This is a genomic window from Chitinophaga horti (assembly GCF_022867795.2).
GTDB classification, from domain to species: domain Bacteria; phylum Bacteroidota; class Bacteroidia; order Chitinophagales; family Chitinophagaceae; genus Chitinophaga; species Chitinophaga horti.
This window is the reverse complement of sequence record NZ_CP107006.1, coordinates 5001526-5022023: the sequence shown is the minus strand read 5'-3', so window position 1 is coordinate 5022023 and position 20498 is coordinate 5001526. Positions and strand designations below refer to the sequence as shown.

Sequence of the window (20498 nt, the reverse complement as noted above, 5' to 3'; positions counted from 1 at the left end):
TTTAATCCGGTGTCTTACTTACAAAAGCACGCAAGATATGGACGAGCGTTCGGTGCCAGGGAAGGATGGATCAATGCCCTTCCGGTTCCGGCAAAGGCCGGTGCCGGGGGAAATGACCCGGGAGAATTGGGAGCAGGTGGAGGCGGGTATAGCAAACGAAATGGCCGCTGCCGACAGGCGGCGGAAGTTGCGCCGGGTGGCCGCAGTGATGTCCTTTTTGTTAGTAATCGGGGCCGGTTGGTACATCGGTCGGCAGGTTTACTGCGCACGTACCAACGATATCACCACCGCCTACGGCGAAATTAAAAGGGTAGTGCTGCCGGATAGCTCCATCGTATTCCTCAACGCTAACTCCACCCTTAGCGTACCAGCCGCCTGGAACTCAAGTGAAGCTCGCTCCGTATGGCTGAAAGGAGAGGCGTACTTCGAAATCACGAAAAAGCCGGGCAGCGGAAATGCTAAATTTATCGTACATACAGATAATATAAATGTAGAAGTATTAGGTACGCGGTTTAACGTAAACATCCTGGAACAAAAAACCACGGTGTCACTGGCAGAAGGTAAAGTACAACTCACCGGTAAAGAACGGCCCGACGCGTACGTAATGAGTCCGGGCGATGAGGTGCAGATCACGCAGAAGAAGGATTTCCGGAGGGTATTTACCAATGTGGAACAGATAGCGGATTGGCGTAATCACCGGTACCATTTCGATAATACGACGCTGGAAGATATTACCACGCTGATACGCACCAGGTTTGGTTATGAGGTAGTGATAGCAGATGAATCGCTGCGTAGCCGCGATATCAGCGGCGACCTTTCGGCCGACGACATCGACCAGTTCGCAAAGGCACTTTCGATTACAATGAACATCAATATCGAGAAAAAGGATAAGCAATTAATATTTAAACCGAAAAACTAGATCTGCTTATAAGTTATTACGCTTATAGCTTTGTTTATGAGAACATCCCAACGCACCATTATTATTCAACCTGTTAAACGACACGCTTATTAGCATCCTTGGCAAACGGATCTAAATCGAAAAATGGGCGGATAAAGAGTATCCGCCCATAAGTAACCAACAACAACACATGGCTGATATCAACTAAAATCGGAGAAGAGAAAATATTTAACGCTTTTAAACAATTCCACATCATGAAAAAGCGAATTTTGTTTTGCAGGCAAGGCTTGTTCATTACGGCATTGGCGGCAATCAGCTATTCGTCGTACGCGGCCTTTCCGCAAGACCTGGCCTACAACCGGACGAACCAATCTGTAAAACAAGGCGGTAAGTCTAAAAAGACACTCGTTACCCTGTTAAAAGAAATCCACAAAACATACAAAGTAGACTTGCTCTACGAAGCCAAAAAATTACCCGACGTTAAAATAGAGTTCGATCCCTCGCGTTACCGTGCCGTAGATGAAATGCTGCGTGCGCTGCTCGCCCCGCTGGGGCTCGACGCACAAATCGTGCAGCCGAATACGTATGCAATCGTGCCGGCACCGGTTGATGCACCTGTTCGCGGCGGGGCCTCCAGCAATCCGTCGCAAAAGGACAAGAAGGATGATATCCTGCTGCTGATGTCTGTCCCTAAGGGCGGCACCGGATCATCGTTTAACCAGGTGGCCGACACTGTACGCCCGGTTCGTGTAAGCGGTACCGTAAATGATGCCGCCGGTAACGACGGACTACCCGGCGCCAATGTACTCATCAAAGGTGAAAACCGGGGTACACAAGTAAAATCAGATGGTACGTTCAGCCTGGAAGTGCCGGTAGGCAAAACCCTCGTGTTCTCCCTCATTGGTTACGACGCAAAGGAAGTGCTGGTGACCGGCCCCACCACGCTGAATATTCAGCTGGACGCCAGCAATAAAGCCCTGAACGAGATCGTGGTGGTAGGGTATGGCGCACAAAAAAAGAGCCTGGTAACCGGTGCCATCTCGTCCGTAAGGGCCGAGCAGATCGCGACGGTGTCCAGCAGCCGTATAGAACAGGCATTACAGGGCCGTACGCCGGGTGTAACGGTATTGCCAGCCTCCGGTTCTCCCGGTAGCAGCATGCGCGTAAGGGTACGAGGAACAGGATCCAATGGTTCCGCCGAACCGCTGTACATCATCGATGGAGTGCGCGCCGGTGGTATCGAGTATCTCGATCCGTCTGAAATAGCAAGCGTAGAGGTGTTGAAAGACGGTGCGTCTGCAGCGATCTACGGAGCAGAAGGCGCGAACGGCGTCGTGATCATCACCACTAAAACGGGTAAAGCCGGATCCAGCGAAATCAACTTCTCTATGCAATACGGTCAGCAGTCGGTGAAAAACCCGATGAAGCTGATGAACGTGGAACAATACGCTACTTACCTGAATGAATCCAACACAGCTAACCGTCCTACGCCAGCAGATATTGCGGGTGTAAAAGGTACTGACTGGCTGAACGAAATATTTGAAACGGCCCCGCTGCAACGTTATGCGTTAAACCTCAGCGGCGGTACGGATAAATCGTCTTACCTCATCGGCGGTACTATCTTTTCGCAGGATGGCGTAGTCGGCGGCAGCAAAGCGAAATTCGATCGGTACACGCTGCGCATCAACACCGATTATAAAGTAAAACCCTGGCTGAACGTAGGTAACCGCTTCTCTTTTTCTCACTTTAAAAGAAGGGGTGTAACGGAAGATTCCGAGTTTGGCGCAGTCATCAATAACGCCATCCTCATGGACCCGATCACGCCGGTGATTTATTCCGGCACGCTACCTGCACATGCACAGTCTGCCCTGAGTGCAAACAATCCACTCAGCCGCGACAACCAGGGTAACTATTATGGCATCTCCAATTTCGTAAAGGGCGAGATATCCAACCCGATCGCGCAAATACATAACACCAACCAGGAAACGAAACAAAGTAAGATCGTAGGTAACGTGTTCGCTGAGTTGGAGCCGATCAAAGGGCTGAAACTGACGAGCCGCTTCGGTATCGATGCTGCCTTTCAACGTAATCACTCCTGGGCGCCTACGTTCTGGTATTCCTCCGAAAGATTAAATACCATAGCCAGTGTAACGGACAACAACGAAAGCTGGTTTACCTGGCAGTGGGAGAACTTCGCCAACTATACCAAAACCTTCGGTAAAAACAACCTGACGGTGCTCGCGGGTATGTCAGCTATGAAGATGGGGTATAATCGTTTGAACGGCAGCTCCTCGGGCATGTTTGCAGAGGAAGATAAATTTGCTTACAGCGATTTTACACCGGATGACGTTGACCGTATCGCAGGGCTGCAAACGTACAGGCAATTACTTTCTTACTACGGTCGTATTATTTACGATTACGACGATAAATACCTGCTGAACGTGACCGTGCGCCGCGATGGTGGTTCTGTTTTGCCGCCGGATAATCAATGGGGCACATTCCCTTCTGTGTCTGCAGGCTGGGTGATCTCCAACGAACCGTTCTTTAAAAATTCGGTATCGTTTATGGATTACCTGAAGCTGCGCGCCAGCTGGGGTGTGAATGGTAGCCTGTCGAATGTAGGTATTGGCCAGTGGGCGTCGGTGATTACCGCGCAGGGATTACGTTATGCGGATGCGAACGGCGCTTTTCTCGTAGGTGCGGAAGCGGCTAACATTGCCAACCCGCAGCTGAAGTGGGAAGAAAGTAATCACATCGATGTAGGCTTTGATGTGGCGATGTTCAGTAATAAGGTAAACTTATCGGTAGACTACTACAATAAAACCACCAAAGATCTGATTTCACCGGGTACGGCGCCAGGCTTTGCTGGTTTTGCGCTGCCCTTCGTAAATAGCGGTGACGTACGCAACCAGGGTATCGAAATCGACCTGAATTACCGTAACGACGACCGCGAGTTTAAGTGGGAAATCGGCGGTAACCTCGCCACATTGAACAACGAAGTAACTTACCTGAACCCATTCGTACAACGCCTGTTCGGCACCGGCCTCGGTACCGGCTACACGGCCACGTTCTTCGAAGTGGGTTATCCCGTATGGTACTTCCGCGGTTATAAAACAGACGGTATCTTCCAGGACCAGGCAGAGATCACGAAATACCTCGCCACCACGGGTATTACCGGTTATAATCCCAAACCAGGTGATCCTATCGTAGTAGATGTAAATGGCGATAAAAGCATTTCCAATGCAGACCATACCGAGATAGGCAGCCCGCATCCAAAGCTGATCTACGGCGGCCGCATTAACCTTTCGTACAAAGGCTTCGACTTCCTGATGTTTTTACAGGGGCAGAGTGGCAACGATATTTTTATGGGCTTCAATCGTGTGGACAGGCCTACTGCAAATAAACCCGTGTTTTTCTATAACGACCGCTGGACAGGCGCCGGCAGCACCAATACCTGGTTTGCCGCGAATACGAACAGCGAGTATGCGTACAACTCTGATAAGATGATCTTCGATGGATCTTACACCCGCATCCGCCAGCTGCAACTGGGTTATTCACTGCCTAAAACGTTGTTGAGCCGCGCCAGCATTACCCGTGCAAGAGTGTATGTGTCGCTCGACGACTTCTTCACCTTTACCGACTACCCCGGTATGGACCCTGAAGCAGGCAGTAACAACAATAACAGTCTTGGGATCGACCGCGGTGTATATCCTATTCCCCGTAAGCTGATGTTTGGTTTGAATGTGAGTTTCTAAACAGCAAAACACGTTATCATGAAAAATTCGATTCTTAAAATAGCCTTCTTTAGTGCATCCACGTTCATGCTGACTGGTAGCTGCTCCAAGAGTTTCCTTGACCAGGAAATTCCTGGGCGGCTACCTATTGACGGGTTTTATAAAACGGATGCAGATGCTTTACAGGCCACCACTGCGGTGTACGACTTCCTTTCCGCGCACTATAACTTTGGCTGGTCGAGCCTTACGCTGGTAAAAACATTTCCTTCGGATGAAAGTAATGCCGGTGGCAATGGCCCTGGCGACCAACCCGGCTACCAGGCGCTCGACGATTTTACCTTCGACTCGCAGAACGAGGCCGTGTTTGGTGCCTGGCGTATGTGTTACTACACGATCGCACGCGCCAACCTCGTGATCAATAATGTAAAACCCGAGAATACGTTGCGTAAAAGGCTGATCGCAGAAGCAAAAGCCATTCGCGCTTATAACTACTTAGAACTGGTGAGTCTTTGGGGAGATGTGCCCATCGTCACCAAAGCCATCTCGCTAAGCGATTTTCGTAATACGCCAAGAACGCCCAAGGCAGATGTGTATGCACAAATCGAAAAAGACCTGACCGAAGCGATCCCCGATCTGCCTTTGAAAAGTGAATACAGTGCAGGCGATAAATTCCGGATTTCTAAAGGTGCCGCCCAGGCGATCCTTGGCAAGGCGCTGCTATACCAGGAGAAATGGGGGCCGGCTGCCGCACAGTTCGACCTGGTAATCAAGTCGACACAGTTTGACCTGGAGCCTGATTTTGGTCGCGTGTTCTCACTGGCAGGCGAATTCGGCATCGAATCGTTGTTCGAAGTGAACTACGTGTCCAACGTGCCGTACGACTGGGGTAACTTTCCCTGGGATAACGGCCGCGCGCTGGAAAGTAACATTCATATACAGCTGATGGGTCCCCGCGCCGATTATTATAAAAAAGCTCCCGGCGATTCGCTGATCGCAGGCTGGGGCTTTAACCTGCCCAAACCTGCGTTGTACAATGCCTATGTAGCTGCTGGTGATGTGAAGCGCAGGCAGAACACTGTAATGTCCATCGGCGAGTTGCAGGCAGCCGGTGGCGACTGGACCAGCCCTACCAGCTGGGACTTTGAGGGCTTCCTGCAGCGGAAGTACGGCTCCTACCAGGGACAAACCAATGGTGCAGGAGGTGCTGTGTCCGAACTGAACTACGGTACCAACTGGCGGCTCGTACGTTATGCCGACGTGTTACTCATGGCAGCCGAAGCTTATTACCGCGCAGGCGATGAAGGCCGTGCCCGTGCAGAATTGAAGAAAGTCAGGCTGCGTGCCGGTCTGGGTGAAGTAACCGCAAGTGGCACCGCGCTGTTCGAGGCTATTGTGCTGGAAAGGCAGCTGGAGCTGGCGTTTGAAGGCCATCGTTATGTAGATCTTGTACGCTGGGGCCGTGCTGCCGCTATGCTGGGCACACTTGGCTTCACCCCAAATAAACATGAAGTTTTACCGATTCCGAACAATGATGTTTTGGTGGCTGGCATTAGCCAGAACCTGAACTATTAACCACTCAGTTTTTATATGTGACGGGCGCGCCGGTTTCCGGTGCGCCCTTTTGTATTACCACTGATCAATGGGTTAATATACGGTAAGTAAAGGTTAAATTACTGCTACGCAGGCGGAACGATTAAAAGTATTTTAGCGATAGATAATTAAGTGTTAATTTAACAATTATTATTAGATTCGTTCCTTTATTCCACGTGTTCGCGGCAGCTGCTACCAGCGCCGGACGTATATCTGGAAACGTGAGCAGTAAAACTTTATCAACTAACAATAAGAGAACTGGTACTTATGAATCTTCTCCACAAAGCAGGATTGTCGCTGCTCTTAGTTACACAGGCCATGGCAGGCGCAAATGCACAAACCATCACGGTGCAGGCGAATAAACCTGGTGTTGCGATACAGCCCACGATGTGGGGCATCTTTTTCGAAGACATCAACTTCGCCGCAGATGGTGGCCTTTATGCAGAAATGGTGAAGAACCGCTCCTTCGAATTTAGCGTACCAATGATGGCCTGGAAAGAAGTGAAGCGCGAAGGCCTGAAAGGGAAAACACTGATCAATAATCACAAAACCGCTAATCCTGCTAACCCACGTTATGCGAGCATTACGGTAGACGGTCAGTACGGCCTGTCTAACGAAGGCTTCCGCGGCATGGGTGTAAAGCAGGGCGCTGCCTATGATTTTTCACTGTGGGCGCGCCAGGCCAGCGGTAACGTGAAACTGCGTATCGTACTGGTAAGTCCTGCCGGTGAAAAACTGGGGGAGACGACCCTGGGCGGACTAAACGGCGAATGGAATAAACATACCGCTTCCTTAACGGCTACTAAAACCGAAGCCAAAGCGAAGCTGGAAGTATACTTTGAAGGAAATGGAACGGTGGAGGCGGATATGATATCCCTGTTCCCGAAAGATACCTGGAAAGGCCGCCCCGGTGGTTTGAGAAAAGATTTAGTGGAGAAACTGGCGGAACTGAAACCTGGCTTCATCCGCTTCCCCGGCGGTTGTATCGTGGAAGGCCGCGACTTAAGCAACCGTTATCAGTGGAAAAAAACTGTTGGTAAACCGGAAGAAAGAGAATTGATCATCAACCGCTGGAATACCGAGTTCTCCCACCGCAACGCGCCGGATTACTTCCAGACGTTCGGCCTGGGCTTCTTCGAATATTTTCAGCTGGCAGAAGATTTAGGTTCCACCGCATTGCCCATCCTCAACTGCGGTATGGCTTGTCAATACAATACCGGTGAAGTAGTAGCGCTCGATGAACTGGATCCCTACATCCAGGACGCGCTGGACCTGATCGAATTTGCGAATGGCAGCACGGCTACCAAATGGGGTAAACTGCGTGCAGACATGGGCCATCCGGCTCCCTTTAACCTGAAATACCTCGGCATTGGTAACGAGCAGTGGGATGTACAATACATCGATCGTTATAAATTGTTTGCAGAAGTATTGGAGAAGAAACATCCGGAAATCGTACTGGTATCCGGCTCTGGCCCCGGTGCAAGCGGGAAGGAGTTTGACTTTGCCTGGAAGGAACTGAAGAAACTTAACGCGCCGCTGATCGACGAACATTACTACCGTCCGCCGGAGTGGTTTTTCCAGAACGCTGCCCGTTACGACAACTACGACCGTAAGGGCCCGAAAGTGTTTGCCGGTGAATATGCTGCACACGCGAAAGAACAGCCACAAGCCGAATCACGTAATACCTGGCTGAGCGCCCTGGCCGAAGCCGCCTTTATGACGGGGCTGGAGCGTAATGCAGACGTAGTACACATGTGTTCTTACGCACCGCTGTTCGCGCACGTGGAAGCCTGGCAATGGCGCCCGGACCTCATCTGGTTCGATAATCTGCAGACCGTGGCCACACCTAACTACTATGTGCAGAAAGCATATGCGAATTACGCCGGTACTAATGTACTGCCTATCACCGCTAACGGTAAATTCCTGACGGGGCAGGATAGCTTGTACGCCAGCGCCGTGCTGGATAAAAAGGCGAAGGTGGCCTATATCAAACTGGTAAACATATCTTCCCAAACTAAAAATATTACGCTGGATGTGGCCGGCATAGCTGCCAATAAAGACACGAAGGTGGAAACACTGGTCGCGTCGGACCTGTACAGCTACAATACGCTGGAAAAACCGAAAGAGGTGTATCCTGTCAGCAGCACGGCTAAAACGCAGGCGAAAGGCTGGAAAAACACACTGGCGCCTTCTTCCTTTACAGTGATCACGGTACCGATCAAGTAACAGCACAGATAATGATGAAACCTTTTTTAATAGCTGCCTTGCTGGCCACCAACGTCGTGGCCGCACAGCAGCAGGAGTGGGAAAATCCGGCCCTGTACGAGATCAACAAAGAGCAGCCGCGCGCAGGCTTTATGTTGTTCGACAATGCCAGCGAAATTTCTTCCGAAGATTACAGCCGCTCGTCCTACTACCAATCCCTGAACGGTAAGTGGAAGTTCTGGTACGCTGACAAAGCCTCTGCCCGTCCTACCGAGTTTTACCGTCCCGACCTGGACGCCAACGAGTGGAAGGACATACAAGTGCCTTCTAACTGGGAGTTGCAGGGTTTCGGATTGCCGGTGTTTACCAACATCACTTATATGTTCCCGCGTAATCCGCCATTCGTAGGCGATAACAACCCGGTGGGTACGTATCGCAAAACGTTTACGGTACCGGCCAACTGGCACGATAAGGAAGTGTTGATTCACTTCGGCTCCATCACCGGCTGTGCGTTCGTGTATGTGAACGGACAGCGTGTTGGGATGAGCAAAGCATCAAAAACAGAAGCGGAATTTAACATCACCAAATACCTGAAAGCCGGTGAAAACCTGCTGGCCGTGCAAGTGTTTCGCTGGCACGATGGCAGTTACCTGGAAGACCAGGACTTCTGGCGCTTCAGCGGCATCGAACGCGATGTGTTCCTGTATGCCCAGCCCAAGCTTACTATCTGGGATTATTTCGTGCGTGCAGGCCTCGACAACAGCTACCGTAATGGTACGCTCAGCCTGGATGTAGACCTGCGTAAGTTCGCAGGTGCTGATCTGAAGAACGCTACGTTACAGGTGCAACTGAAAGACGGCAGTAGCAAAGTATTCGCCGCACAACGCAGTGTAACCGTGAACGGTGATACCAGCTATCGCATTCACTTTGATGCGAACGTGAAAAACGTAAAACGCTGGAGCAGCGAGTCGCCTTACCTGTATGATTTACAGCTGTCGCTTACCGGCGATAACGGCCGCTCGCTCGGCATGCTGCAACAAAAGGTCGGCTTCCGCAAAGTGGAAATCAGGAACGCTCAATTATTACTGAACGGCGTACCAATGGCCGTACACGGCACGAACCGCCACGAGCATGATGAAATTAACGGCCACGTACCCAGCCGCGCCCTCATGCTGAAAGACATTCAGCTGATGAAGCAGCACAACATCAACGCCGTTCGTAACAGCCACTACCCGAACGATCCGTACTGGTACAAGCTGTGCGATGAATACGGTATTTACCTGGTAGATGAAGCCAATATAGAAACCCATGGTATGGGCGCCGAATTCCAGGCCTGGTTCGATAAGTCGAAGCACCCTGCTTACCTGCCACTGTGGGCGCCGGCGCATGTAGATCGTATTAAACGCATGTTCGAACGGGATAAGAACCACGCCTCCATCATTATTTGGAGTATGGGCAACGAATGTGGCAACGGCCCCGTTTTTCATGATATGTACAAATGGCTGAAGGAGCGCGATAAGAGCCGCCCGGTGCAGTTTGAGCAGGCAGGCGAAGATTGGGATACAGATATCGTATGCCCCATGTACCCGCGCATCCGCAACATGGAAGACTATGCGAAAGCCACCGATAAAAAACGCCCGTACATCATGTGCGAATATGCGCACTCCATGGGTAATAGCACCGGCAACTTCCAGGCATACTTCGATATTATTCGCAGTAGTCCGCATATGCAGGGTGGTTTTATATGGGATTGGGTGGACCAGGGCATTAAAACCGAAACAGCCGGTGGGCGCTACTACTGGGCGTATGGTGGCGACTTCGGCGCTTATCATTTACAGAATGACGAAAACTCCTGCTCCGACGGCCTTATCGGGTCGGACCGTGTACCGCATCCTGCATTGAAGGAGGTGAAAAAGGTGTATCAGAACCTGCGCTTCTCTGATGCTTCTCTGGATAAAAACCTGGTACAGATATACAACCATTACGCGTTTACCAATGCAGATCAGTTTACCTATAAATGGGCCTTGTACAAAAACGGCGAGCTGGTAAAAGAAACCGAGTTTGCGATCAAGGCCGCTCCGGGTGCATATGCCAGCGTACCGGTAGACCTGCGTAGTTACATCACCGACGCGCCGGGCGTGGAATATCGTCTTAACCTTTCTGCCTATACGAAAGCAGCTGATCGCTTGTTGCCAGCCGGTTACGAAATAGCGAACGAGCAGTTCATCGTCGGCAAAGACCGTTACTTTGAAACGAAGTCTGACAAAGGCGGCGCACTGAAAGTTGCGCGCGATAACAGGAAAGTAACCTTTACTGCGGGCGACATCACCGGCGAGTTTGACGTAGCGTCCGGCCGTTTGAGCCGCTATGGCCTTAAAGGTAAACGTATACTCGACCAGCTGCCGGAACCTTACTTCTGGCGCGCCCCTACCGACAACGACTTTGGTAACGGTATGGAGTCGAACCTCGGCATTTGGCGCACGGCGCACGTTAACCGTAAAGTGAAGAACGTAACGATCGGTGAGCAGAACAGCGAAGGCGTAAAAGTAAAAGTGGATTATGAACTGACAGGCATTGGCGTACCGTACACCCTGGAGTACCTCGTGCAGAACGATGGCGCCGTAAAAGTCACTGCGGCCATCGATATGACGGGCCGCGAGCTGCCCGAGTTACCACGCTTCGGTATGCGGATGCAACTGCCGCCCGCCTACAAAAAATTGTCGTACTATGGTCGTGGCCCCTGGGAGAACTACAGCGATCGTAACACCGCATCGTTCCTGGGAATTTATAATGACAGCGTAAGCAACCAGGGTACGGAGAATTACATTCGTCCACAGGAGAATGGCTATAAAACAGATGTTCGCTGGTTAACGCTGACAGACAATACCGGCACTGGCTTGTCTGTGGAAGGGCTGCAGCCACTGGGCTTCTCTGCCCTTCACCACATGGCCGAAGATCTCGATCCGGGGCTTACAAAGAAACAGCAACACTGGACCGATATTAAACCCCGGAAGGAAGTGTACCTTCATGTAGACCTGAAGCAGCGCGGACTTGGGGGCGACGACAGCTGGGGCGCTTTGCCGCACAGGCAATACCGCCTGCTCGACAAAACGTACAGCTACAGTTACATTATTAGATTGATACCTGGAAAATAGAATGATTATGCGGAAACTATTAATGAGTGTTTTATGGATGCTTTTTGCCGGCGCTACTTTCGCCCAGCAGAAAGATGTGTTACTGTTCTCTTACTTCAAAGGCAACGGCGAAGATGGCCTGCACCTGGCCTGGAGCGAAGATGGTTATAACTGGAAGTCACTGCGCGGCGACAGCTCCTTCTTAAAGCCCACCGCCGGCAAGGATAAACTGATGCGCGATCCCTGTATTATTCAGGGGCCGGATGGCCTGTTCCACATGGTATGGACTGTAAGCTGGCATGAAAAAACCATTGGGTATGCCTCTTCGAAAGACCTGGTACATTGGTCCGGGCAACAGAACGTACCGGTGATGGCGCACGAAAATGCCAGCAATTGCTGGGCGCCTGAAATCACCTACGATGCCAAAAAGAAGCAATACGTGATTTACTGGGCCACTACGATTCCCGGCCGCTTCCCCGCCACCGATACACTCGGCGATAACAACCATCGCATGTATTACGTGACGACGAAGGATTTTAAAACCTACACCAAAGCCCAGCTCCTGTACGACCAGGGCTTCAATGTGATCGACGCCACCATTCAGCCCGACGGTAAACGTTACCTCATGTTCCTGAAGGACGAAACCGTGAAGCCCGTACCGCAAAAGAAGCTGTACCTGGTAACCAGCAATAAGCTCACCAGCGGCTACGGCAAGCCCACCACACCCATTACCGGCAATTATTGGGCAGAAGGCCCTACCGCCATCAAGATCGGCAATACCTGGATGGTGTATTTCGACAAGTACACCCAGCACAAATATGGCGTAGTCACCTCCACCGACCTCGTTAACTGGAAAGACGAAAGCGACCGCCTGTCTATGCCCAAAGGCATCCGCCACGGCACCGTCCTTAAAGTGAAGCGGGAAGTCGTAGACCGCCTGCAATAAAATTTTAATGGGACGAGCATCCCCGCTCGTCCCAACCGCCGTTGTGTCACTCACTTCAACGGCAGAACAACCTTCCTCTTCTTGAAGTCATCCTTGCCGGTAAGTTGCCCGGTGTCGAAGCTCGCCGTCCGCGAAGCTGACGCTTCTTCGTTATGTCGAATGAGGTGCCTGCTTGTGCAAAGCTAATCGCCGTTCCCATCCACTTCAGCGCGACGCAGCGAACGCTTGTGTAGCGTTCGCGCGGCCATGCTGCATCCTTTTTACATCGTTTAAAGTTCCTTGCCGCATCCTAGGTAGATACTACTTTAGTCCTTCGTTGATACTAGGTAAATGATTCGTACGTGAACGAAGCATATACGAACGATATACGAACCATATACGAAGGATGAACGAAGGATGCGTATAGGATCTGGCAACTTTTCAGCGGGTTAGCAGGAAGCTGCTCGCACTTTGGTGAGTAGGGCGATGGCGTACAAGGGAGTGACACAACGGGGGCTTAATAAAGAGGCAGAAGGTGGTTGCCAAATACTCGCCAATCATATCCATTTTTTAACTATTCGATCAATAGTTGGTATAGCAACCAAAAAATCGATTATTTTTAAAGGGTCAGTAAACATTCATCTAAATGCCTATATCCAGACGAGCGTTCCTGCGCAATGGTACCTCCGCCCTTGCCACTTACCCTGCCATGATGGCCCTGGGCATGCTCAGGCCTGCACCGGCGTATGCATTTGACCTGGATGGAGATGCTGCCGGTAAACATGTATTGATACTGGGTGCGGGTCTGGCTGGCATGACGGCGGCTTACGAATTAGGTAAGCTGGGGTATCAATGTACTATACTGGAAGCCCGTAGTCGCGCTGGTGGCCGATGTTTTACGGTACGCAAAGGTGCTATTAACAAGGAGAGCGGGGCGCCGGTGCAAACGGCTGCCTTCGATGAAGGGCAATACTTCAATGCGGGGCCTTCGCGTATTCCGCATCATCATGAGCTTACGCTACATTATTGTAAGGAACTGGGAGTGCCGTTGCAGGTGTATAACAACATTAACGAGGCGGCTTATTACTTTGCAGAAGGAAAAGGGGCGCTCAGCAACAAAAAAGTGCGCGTGCGCGAGATACATAACGATGTGCGCGGATATACGGCCGAAATGCTGGCCAAGGCGATCGATCAGCATCAGCTGGATGCGGCGCTTACAAAGGAAGACACACAAAAGATCATCGAGTTTTTACGGGCGGAAGGCGGGCTGGACGTGGATAAGCTTTACAAAGCATCCGACCGGCGCGGGTTTATTGAACATCCCGGTGCTGGAAGTAAATCGGGGCGTATCGCCGATCAACCGCATAAACTGGCCGACATTATTGCATCGGGGTTAATGGACCCGGACTTTTACAACGTGGCAGAATATGCGTATGAGCTGCAGATGACGATGTTTCAGGCCATTGGCGGGATGGACGTGATCGTGAAAGCATTGGAAAAGAAAGTGGGCAGGCAGATACGTTTCGGATGTGAGGTAACAGCCATTCATAACCAGCCGGAAGGTGTGACGGTGAATTATAAAGATAAAGACGGCGCGAAACAACTAAAGGCCGATCTTTGCATTTGTACAATACCGCTGCCCGTGCTCAGTAATATCGACCACAATTTTTCTTCGGATGTAAGCCGGGCGATAGACACGGTACCTTATATGCAAACCTGCAAAATCGGGTTGCAGTTTAAACGACGCTTCTGGGAAGAAGACGAGCAGATTTACGGGGGCATCACCCACACGAACAACGAACTGGCACAAATATTTTATCCATCTTACGACTATCTCGGCAAAAAGGGCATCCTGATCGGGGCTTATAATTTCAATGAACGCGCCAAACGCACCGGTGACCTCGATTTTGCACAGCGGCAACAAATGGCGCTGGACAAAGGTCGCCTCATTCATCCGCAATATGCGCAGGAGTTTGAGACTGGTTTTTCTGTGTGCTGGCACAAAACGGAACACAGTTTAGGCGGATGGGCGCTGTACACAGGAGCTGCCCGTAAATCGGCCTACGCTGCATTACAGCAGCCGGACAAGCAAGTATATTTCGCCGGCGAACATATGACGTATCTGAATGCCTGGATGGCCGGGGCTTTTGAGTCGGCCCGTAAAACAGTGGCAGATATTCATGCAAGGGTGATGGCACCATAAACGAACGATTATTTATCAACCATAAATCTATTTTATGCCTACGTTAATGAACCGGCGCGACTGGCTGCGGACAGGCGCAATTGTTACAGGAGGCTTGCCTTTCCTGTCGTCCTTCGGGAGTTTTGCTGCGCCTGTAAGGACGAGTAATCCCAACCGGCAGTTAAGCGATGCGGAGTTTGCGCGACTGGCGCCGCCCGAGCTGAAAGCCCGGTTGTTCGCGAACGAGAACCCTTTTGGTCCGTCCGAAAAGGCGCGCAAGGCAATCATCGATCATCTCTCTACTTCTTACCAATACGCATTTATGCACTTCGATACGCTCGTACAAAAAGTACTGGCGCACGAAGGCATACAAAAAGATATGCTGCTGTTCTCCTCCGGTTCATCGCCCTTGCTGATGGCGGCGGCTATTGCATTTTGCAGAGAAGGCGGCAACCTGGTTACGGGCGATCCTACCTACGACGATTTGCCCGAACAGGCAGAACGTTTCGGTGCCACCTGTAAAAAAGTACCGCTGACCGCCGACTACAAACTCGACCTGGACGCGATGGAAAAGGCCGTCGATGCCAATACGAAACTTGTGTACATCTGCAATCCCAACAATCCCACTGCCACCGCAGTAGATATTGCCAAATTGCAGTCGTTCTGCGAACGGGTATCTAAAAAGACAATGGTGATGGTAGATGAAGCATACATCGACTACATGCCCGATCCCGCCGCCGCTACCATGATCGCCGCGGTGAAGAAAGGGCAGAACATTATCGTAGCACGCACGTTTTCGAAGTTGTATGGTTTTGCGGGTTTACGCGTAGGTTATATGATCGCACTGCCTGAAACCGTAAAGAAGTTAGAGGTCCTCACACCGGGAATGTTTTCGATTTCTGGTCCGGCGATACATGCAGCCACGGCGGCCTACCAGGATAAGGAGTTCCTTTCCGGCGCGCTGGCCAAAACCAACGAGAGCAAGGCCTTTTTATATAAAACCCTCACAGCAGAAGGCTATTCTTACATTCCGTCTGTAGCAAATTTCGTGATGTTCCCCGTTAAGATGGATAGCGAACGCTTTGTACAGGAGATGATGAAACGTGGAGTAGGCGTGCGCCCCTGGAAGTTTGGCGGAAAAGAATGGTGCCGCGTAAGCATCGGCCGGATGGATGAAATGGAAGCCTTTGCTGCTGCTTTTAAAGAAATATCTTAAATGTTATGTTGATGAGAAAACTAGTATTACTGTGTTTGTTAGTAAGTAGTGCGTTGTCAATCGCCGCGCAGGACAAAGCCGCCCGTCCCGTTACGATGGAAGAATATGAAAAGGCGAAGAAGTTTACCGTTAAAGACCTCGACAATGACACGTACGCCAAGTTTGAAAATACGTATGTACTTGACCGCTATGAGCTGCGTAAACCCTACTACATCACCGGCGACGACGGACTTAAAAAGCGGGTGGATATATACAAGCTGTTGTTAAAAGAAGGGATGCAAGACCTGGGTACCATCATCTTTTACACCAACGAAAAAGGCAAACTGTATACTGCGCTCATCCCCAACTTTACCGCCGATGCAAAAGTCTGGAACAAGTATTTCGAAGACATACACGCGATCGATAAGGAAGAAAAAAATTATGTGCTGAAACTCTCTTACATCCTTTCCAAGGAATGCAGTTTTCAGCTGTATAAAGCCCAGCACCAGGGCAAAGACCTGAAAGACGAATCCGGCACCTACGGCAGTGACATCTGTTTCCCCGGCACCCAACAGGTAGCCATGGCAGACGGATCGCAGAAACTGTTGCGCGATGTCAGGCCCGGCGACCGTATCGTCACCGTAGACCCAGCAACGAACGGCGCAACCACCGTCACCGTAAAGGAACTTACCACCCATGAGGCGAAAAACTATGCGATCACACAGTTGTTGCTGTTGTCCGCCAACGAGAAAGAAACCGCCAGTGCAAAGGAAGTACAACTCTCCGTCCGCCTGCTGGAGGCCACGCCCAACCATCCCATGACCACTGCGGCTGGTCGTAAGAAGATCGGCGACGTCGGTGTGGATGAAGAGGTGCTGTGCCGGGACGAGCAGACCGGCGAATACCGTAAGTTCACCGTGGTGCGTAAAACCGAGAAAGCCGGCGGCACGCAAGCCGTGTACAACATCGTCGCCGATGGCGGTAGCACCTTCCTCATGAATGGAGTGATGGTGTTACAGAAATAATCTATCCTGCCCTCATATTGAACGGCGGCGTGTGATGCGTCGCCGTTTTTGTGTGAAGACACCAATAATCTACACACTCAGAAAGTGAAACAAATAGAAATTTTGTATAATTTTATCCAAAACCTTTAACCCGATGATTAATCAAGATTTGTTCGAGCTGCGCGTAGATGCAGAATCCGCGTCCTACCTGGGTCAGGCCGCCCGTTGGGCCAAGTTCCTGGCTGTTGTTGGATTTGTACTGAGTGCCCTCATGATTGTTGGCGCCTTTTTTATGAGGTCTGTAATGATGGCCAGCTACGGCGCAGCTATGGGAGGCATAGACAGTTCTGCCACCCGTGCTTTCGGCGGTGTAATGACCGGCATGTATGTGGGCATCGGTGTTATCTGGTTCTTCCCTTGCTACTTCCTGTTCCTTTTTGCGGGCAAAATGCAAAAGGCATTGCACAGTATTGACCAGAACAACTTTAATCAATCCGTTGGCAACCTGAAGTCCTGCTTTAAGTTCGTAGGGGTGTTTACGATCGTTATCTTATGTTTCTATGTGTTAGCGATCATTGCTGCGATCGTGGGAGCAGTTATGACTGCCGGGGCGATGTAGAAAGATGTTGTTATAAAGAAAAAGGGATGCCGGGTGCATCCCTTTTTTGTTTGTGGTCTCGGCAGGAATCGAACCTGCATCTAGGGCTTCGGAGACCCTCGTCCTATCCATTGTACTACGAGACCGGTTCCCCACAGGGGAGTGCAAAGCTAAGTTTTTAATTAGAATTTTAGATGTTCCCGATGTTGCTTTTAAAGATTTTTACGGCGATGGCCAGCAAAATCACCCCAAAGAACTTGCGGATTACCATCAGGCCGGCTTTGCCGAGGATGCGTTCTATAAAACTGAGGGAGCGAAGCACCACGTAAATGATCACCAGGTTAATGAAGATGCCGGCAAAAATGTTGGAGTCGTTGAAGTCAGCTTTCAGCGACATGATCGTAGTAAGGGTGCCGGAACCGGCTATCAGCGGGAAGGCGATAGGCACCAGGCTGCCCGTCTTTGTATCGTTATCACTCTTGAAAAACTCAATCCCCAGTATCATTTCCAGGCCTATCACGAAGATCACGATGGAACCGGCAACCGCGAACGACTGCACGTCTACGCTCATCAGCCTCAGGAAAGGCTCGCCCACCATCAGGAACAGTACCATCAATACGCCGGAAGCCAGGGTGGCCTTGGCAGCGCTGATCTCCCCGATCTTTTCCCGCAACGATATCAGGATAGGAACGGAGCCCAGGATATCGATCACCGCAAATAAAGTGAAGCTGATCGTAAAGATTTGGTCGAAACTAAACATAGGGTAAGTATTTTTGTCAAGATGTGGCCGGTGCGCTGTAATTTAGCAGCTGAGGCCCCGGTTTGCGCGAAAATATCTAATTTGTTATTAATTTAAACCTTTGTGAGCAAAAACATCCCATGCAGGAAGACATAATCATTCAGATCAGCACCAAGATAAAGGAAAAACGTAAGGCAAAAGGCATTACCGTACAGGAGCTGGCCGATAAAGCCGACGTTAGCAAGGGATTGATTTCCCAGATTGAAAACAACCGTACCGTACCGTCACTGCTGGTACTGGTAAATATTATCCGCGCGCTTAGCCTGGATATGAACGAGTTTTTCAACGACATCCACCAGCAGAAAAACACGCCAAAGGTAATCCTGATCAAGAAAAAGGACTATGCTCCCTTTCAGAAGGAAGACGCCAAAGGCTTTTTCTATAACCGTGTGCTGACGCGCAACCTGAAAGACAGTACGGTCGACATCGTGCTACTGGAATTGAAGGAAGGTGCGAAACGTCCGGCGCTGGTTAAGACGGATGCGTATGAATATAAATACGTGGTAAAAGGCACGGTAGAATATCTCATCAATAATGAGACGTACGCGATGGAGGAGGGAGATTCCCTGTTCTTCGACGGCCGCCTGCCACACAAGCCTACCAATGTTGGGCCGGGCGATGCGGTGATCCTCGTTATTTACTTCTTCCAGGATTTTGAGAAATAGCCATCGCCGGCTCCAGCGTAGCCCACTTGTGCTGCAAGTGTGCCGGCATGGTAAAGATATTCGGGTGAAATAACTTAGCCAGCAGCTCCACACCATCTACCAGGGTGCTGGCGCTTGGCTGGGTAAACAGATCATAGTCTGCCAGGTAAGTTTCGCCATTTCGAACGGCCTGCAGATCGTTCCAGCCGGGGAGGCTGGTCAGTAAAGACAATTCATTGGCGCTCCTGTCTGTCAAAAAACCACAAGGCGCAATCACCAGTACTTCCGGGTCATATCGCTGGATCTTTTCCCAGGGCGTTACGATCGAGTCGCCGGCCGGGTTGCTAAGCATGTCTACACCACCGGCATAGGCAACCTGGTAAGGTATCCAGTGCCCGCAGTTATAGATAGGCGCCATCCATTCCATGATCATTACGCGGCGTAACGGGGAGCGATGCTGGCGCAATGTGTCGGTAACCGCATCCAGCCGTTGCTGCAGGGCAGCCAGGTGTTGATAGGCCGCTTCTTCCTGTCCTAACGCGGTGGCGATGTCGACTGCACACTTAAATACATCATTGAGGTTATTGGGACTCAGTGGCACCAGCTGCGGCTGTTTGGGCAACATACTGATGGCCTGCTGGGTGCAGCGGGTGTCGATCTGGCACACTTCACACACATCCTGCGTAAAGATCACATCGGGGGCTATACGTCCCAGCAATTCCTCATCCACATAATATAAGCTCTTCCCCTGCGCTTTGGAGGCGGAGAATATACGGTCTATCTCTTCGCTGCTGTAGTTATTGCCTTCCAGCACACAGCGCACCACGCGCTCCTTTTCCGCCAGCGCCGCAGGCGGGCATTCGAACGTGATGCCCTGCAGCAGGTGTTGCAGGCCCATATCGTATATCATTTGCGTAGCGGCGGGGAGGAAGGAGGAAGCGATCATGATAGCAGGGTTTTAAAAAGAAACTGCGCAATGCAAACGAGGTGCATTGCGCAGTTGAGATGATATTAAGCCTGGGCCAGTACCGGGTACCTGGCTTTGGTGTATTCAAATCCAAAGAACATGATCGCGCCGTACACGAGGTTGGCGATCATCATATTCTTCATAAAAGGAATAGCGGCAATGTAGCATTCCAGCAATCCATTAAAGTCATGGCTGTAAATACTCAGGCTGCTCATCCACATACCGAGGTCGCTGATCAGCCAATGGGCCACAGCGCTCACAATACCGGCAATCAGCAGGTTGCTGATGCTCACTTTACGGATGAGCAGCTGTCCGCATAATACCATGGCGGCTACGGCAAGGTAGTTCCATATCCAGCCATCGTACAGCAGGCCGGTACTGAGGTCACTAAAAAAAATCTTCATGATCAGTACATCGCTGATGAACAGCGTAAGCAGGGGAAACACGTATGATTTCCACTTTTCTGAAAAGTAAGCACCGCCAAATAAGGCCATCGCTCCTACGGGAGAGAAGTTGGAGATCGCGGTGATTTGTCCGGCGGTAGCGGTCCGCAGCACGCCTACTGCCAGTATAAAGGCCAGTAGTACTATGAAGCGGGGCTGAAGTTGTTTTAGTGACATCGG

Annotated in this window: 14 protein-coding genes and 1 tRNA gene; 11 read left to right on the top strand and 4 right to left on the bottom strand. The window is 50.8% G+C overall.

The annotated features are described in order from the left end of the window. Positions 1–37 precede the first annotated feature (37 nt). From MKQ68_RS20205 to MKQ68_RS20160, 10 genes are all read left to right on the top strand, one after another. A complete protein-coding gene (locus MKQ68_RS20205; protein ID WP_264280678.1) occupies positions 38–919 on the top strand; it encodes a FecR family protein in 882 nt (293 codons plus the stop codon). 233 nt (positions 920–1152) lie between these two features. Next, complete coding sequence (locus tag MKQ68_RS20200) at positions 1153–4653, top strand: SusC/RagA family TonB-linked outer membrane protein (protein WP_264280677.1); 3501 nt, start codon at positions 1153–1155, stop codon at positions 4651–4653. A gap of 18 nt (positions 4654–4671) precedes the next feature. Continuing rightward, positions 4672–6204, top strand: a complete 1533-nt coding sequence (locus tag MKQ68_RS20195; protein ID WP_264280676.1) for a RagB/SusD family nutrient uptake outer membrane protein — start codon at positions 4672–4674, stop codon at positions 6202–6204. A 285-nt stretch (positions 6205–6489) separates the two neighbouring features. Beyond that, entirely contained in the window at positions 6490–8448 is a 1959-nt protein-coding gene (locus MKQ68_RS20190; RefSeq protein ID WP_264280675.1) for an alpha-L-arabinofuranosidase C-terminal domain-containing protein, read from the top strand. A gap of 11 nt (positions 8449–8459) precedes the next feature. Then, on the top strand, positions 8460–11582 hold the full coding sequence (gene lacZ / locus MKQ68_RS20185) for a beta-galactosidase, LacZ type (protein ID WP_264280674.1): 3123 nt from the start codon (positions 8460–8462) through the stop codon (positions 11580–11582). A 7-nt stretch (positions 11583–11589) separates the two neighbouring features. Then, the gene (locus MKQ68_RS20180) at positions 11590–12507 is read left to right on the top strand and encodes a glycoside hydrolase family 43 protein (protein ID WP_264280673.1); all 918 of its coding nucleotides are present in this window, start codon (positions 11590–11592) and stop codon (positions 12505–12507) included. 625 nt (positions 12508–13132) lie between these two features. Beyond that, positions 13133–14689, top strand: coding sequence for a flavin monoamine oxidase family protein (locus MKQ68_RS20175; protein WP_264280672.1), 1557 nt, complete (start codon positions 13133–13135; stop codon positions 14687–14689). A gap of 34 nt (positions 14690–14723) precedes the next feature. After that, positions 14724–15884, top strand: coding sequence for a pyridoxal phosphate-dependent aminotransferase (locus MKQ68_RS20170; RefSeq protein WP_264280671.1), 1161 nt, complete (start codon positions 14724–14726; stop codon positions 15882–15884). An 11-nt stretch (positions 15885–15895) separates the two neighbouring features. Then, positions 15896–16888: a Hint domain-containing protein gene (locus MKQ68_RS20165; RefSeq protein ID WP_264280670.1), complete on the top strand. Its 993-nt coding sequence runs from the start codon at positions 15896–15898 to the stop codon at positions 16886–16888. 133 nt (positions 16889–17021) lie between these two features. Next, positions 17022–17486: a hypothetical protein gene (locus tag MKQ68_RS20160; RefSeq protein WP_264280669.1), complete on the top strand. Its 465-nt coding sequence runs from the start codon at positions 17022–17024 to the stop codon at positions 17484–17486. 53 nt (positions 17487–17539) lie between these two features. On the opposite strand, the gene MKQ68_RS20155 is transcribed toward MKQ68_RS20160, so the two are convergent. Both MKQ68_RS20155 and MKQ68_RS20150 read right to left on the bottom strand, forming a co-directional pair. After that, positions 17540–17611, bottom strand: a tRNA-Arg gene (locus MKQ68_RS20155). 44 nt (positions 17612–17655) lie between these two features. Further along, positions 17656–18225 carry a MarC family protein gene (locus MKQ68_RS20150; RefSeq protein ID WP_264280668.1) on the bottom strand — a complete coding sequence of 190 codons (570 nt, stop codon included), beginning with the start codon at positions 18223–18225 and terminating at the stop codon, positions 17656–17658. A 119-nt stretch (positions 18226–18344) separates the two neighbouring features. On the opposite strand from MKQ68_RS20150, the gene MKQ68_RS20145 reads away from it, so the two are divergent. Then, positions 18345–18929 carry a helix-turn-helix domain-containing protein gene (locus MKQ68_RS20145; RefSeq protein WP_264280667.1) on the top strand — a complete coding sequence of 195 codons (585 nt, stop codon included), beginning with the start codon at positions 18345–18347 and terminating at the stop codon, positions 18927–18929. Here MKQ68_RS20145 and MKQ68_RS20140 read toward each other — a convergent pair. Further along, the gene (locus MKQ68_RS20140) at positions 18898–19854 is read right to left on the bottom strand and encodes an ABC transporter substrate-binding protein (protein WP_264280666.1); all 957 of its coding nucleotides are present in this window, start codon (positions 19852–19854) and stop codon (positions 18898–18900) included. The two genes, MKQ68_RS20145 and MKQ68_RS20140, sit on opposite strands and share 32 nt — an antisense overlap. 65 nt (positions 19855–19919) lie before the next feature. After that, positions 19920–20495 carry a DUF6580 family putative transport protein gene (locus tag MKQ68_RS20135; protein ID WP_244842674.1) on the bottom strand — a complete coding sequence of 192 codons (576 nt, stop codon included), beginning with the start codon at positions 20493–20495 and terminating at the stop codon, positions 19920–19922. Between the last annotated feature and the right edge of the window lie 3 nt (positions 20496–20498).

Excerpts from the sequence above, each read along its gene's own strand:
- MKQ68_RS20205 (WP_264280678.1), top strand. The coding sequence starts at position 38 with ATGGACGAGCGTTCGGTGCCAGGGAAGGATGGATCAATGCCCTTCCGG.
- MKQ68_RS20170 (WP_264280671.1), top strand. The coding sequence starts at position 14,724 with ATGCCTACGTTAATGAACCGGCGCGACTGGCTGCGGACAGGCGCAATT.
- MKQ68_RS20145 (WP_264280667.1), top strand. The coding sequence starts at position 18,345 with ATGCAGGAAGACATAATCATTCAGATCAGCACCAAGATAAAGGAAAAA.
- MKQ68_RS20160 (WP_264280669.1), top strand. The coding sequence starts at position 17,022 with ATGATTAATCAAGATTTGTTCGAGCTGCGCGTAGATGCAGAATCCGCG.
- MKQ68_RS20150 (WP_264280668.1), bottom strand. The coding sequence starts at position 18,225 with ATGTTTAGTTTCGACCAAATCTTTACGATCAGCTTCACTTTATTTGCG.
- lacZ (WP_264280674.1), top strand. The coding sequence starts at position 8,460 with ATGATGAAACCTTTTTTAATAGCTGCCTTGCTGGCCACCAACGTCGTG.
- MKQ68_RS20180 (WP_264280673.1), top strand. The coding sequence starts at position 11,590 with ATGCGGAAACTATTAATGAGTGTTTTATGGATGCTTTTTGCCGGCGCT.
- MKQ68_RS20190 (WP_264280675.1), top strand. The coding sequence starts at position 6,490 with ATGAATCTTCTCCACAAAGCAGGATTGTCGCTGCTCTTAGTTACACAG.
- MKQ68_RS20165 (WP_264280670.1), top strand. The coding sequence starts at position 15,896 with ATGAGAAAACTAGTATTACTGTGTTTGTTAGTAAGTAGTGCGTTGTCA.
- MKQ68_RS20135 (WP_244842674.1), bottom strand. The coding sequence starts at position 20,495 with ATGTCACTAAAACAACTTCAGCCCCGCTTCATAGTACTACTGGCCTTT.
- MKQ68_RS20200 (WP_264280677.1), top strand. The coding sequence starts at position 1,153 with ATGAAAAAGCGAATTTTGTTTTGCAGGCAAGGCTTGTTCATTACGGCA.
- MKQ68_RS20195 (WP_264280676.1), top strand. The coding sequence starts at position 4,672 with ATGAAAAATTCGATTCTTAAAATAGCCTTCTTTAGTGCATCCACGTTC.
- MKQ68_RS20175 (WP_264280672.1), top strand. The coding sequence starts at position 13,133 with ATGCCTATATCCAGACGAGCGTTCCTGCGCAATGGTACCTCCGCCCTT.
- MKQ68_RS20140 (WP_264280666.1), bottom strand. The coding sequence starts at position 19,854 with ATGATCGCTTCCTCCTTCCTCCCCGCCGCTACGCAAATGATATACGAT.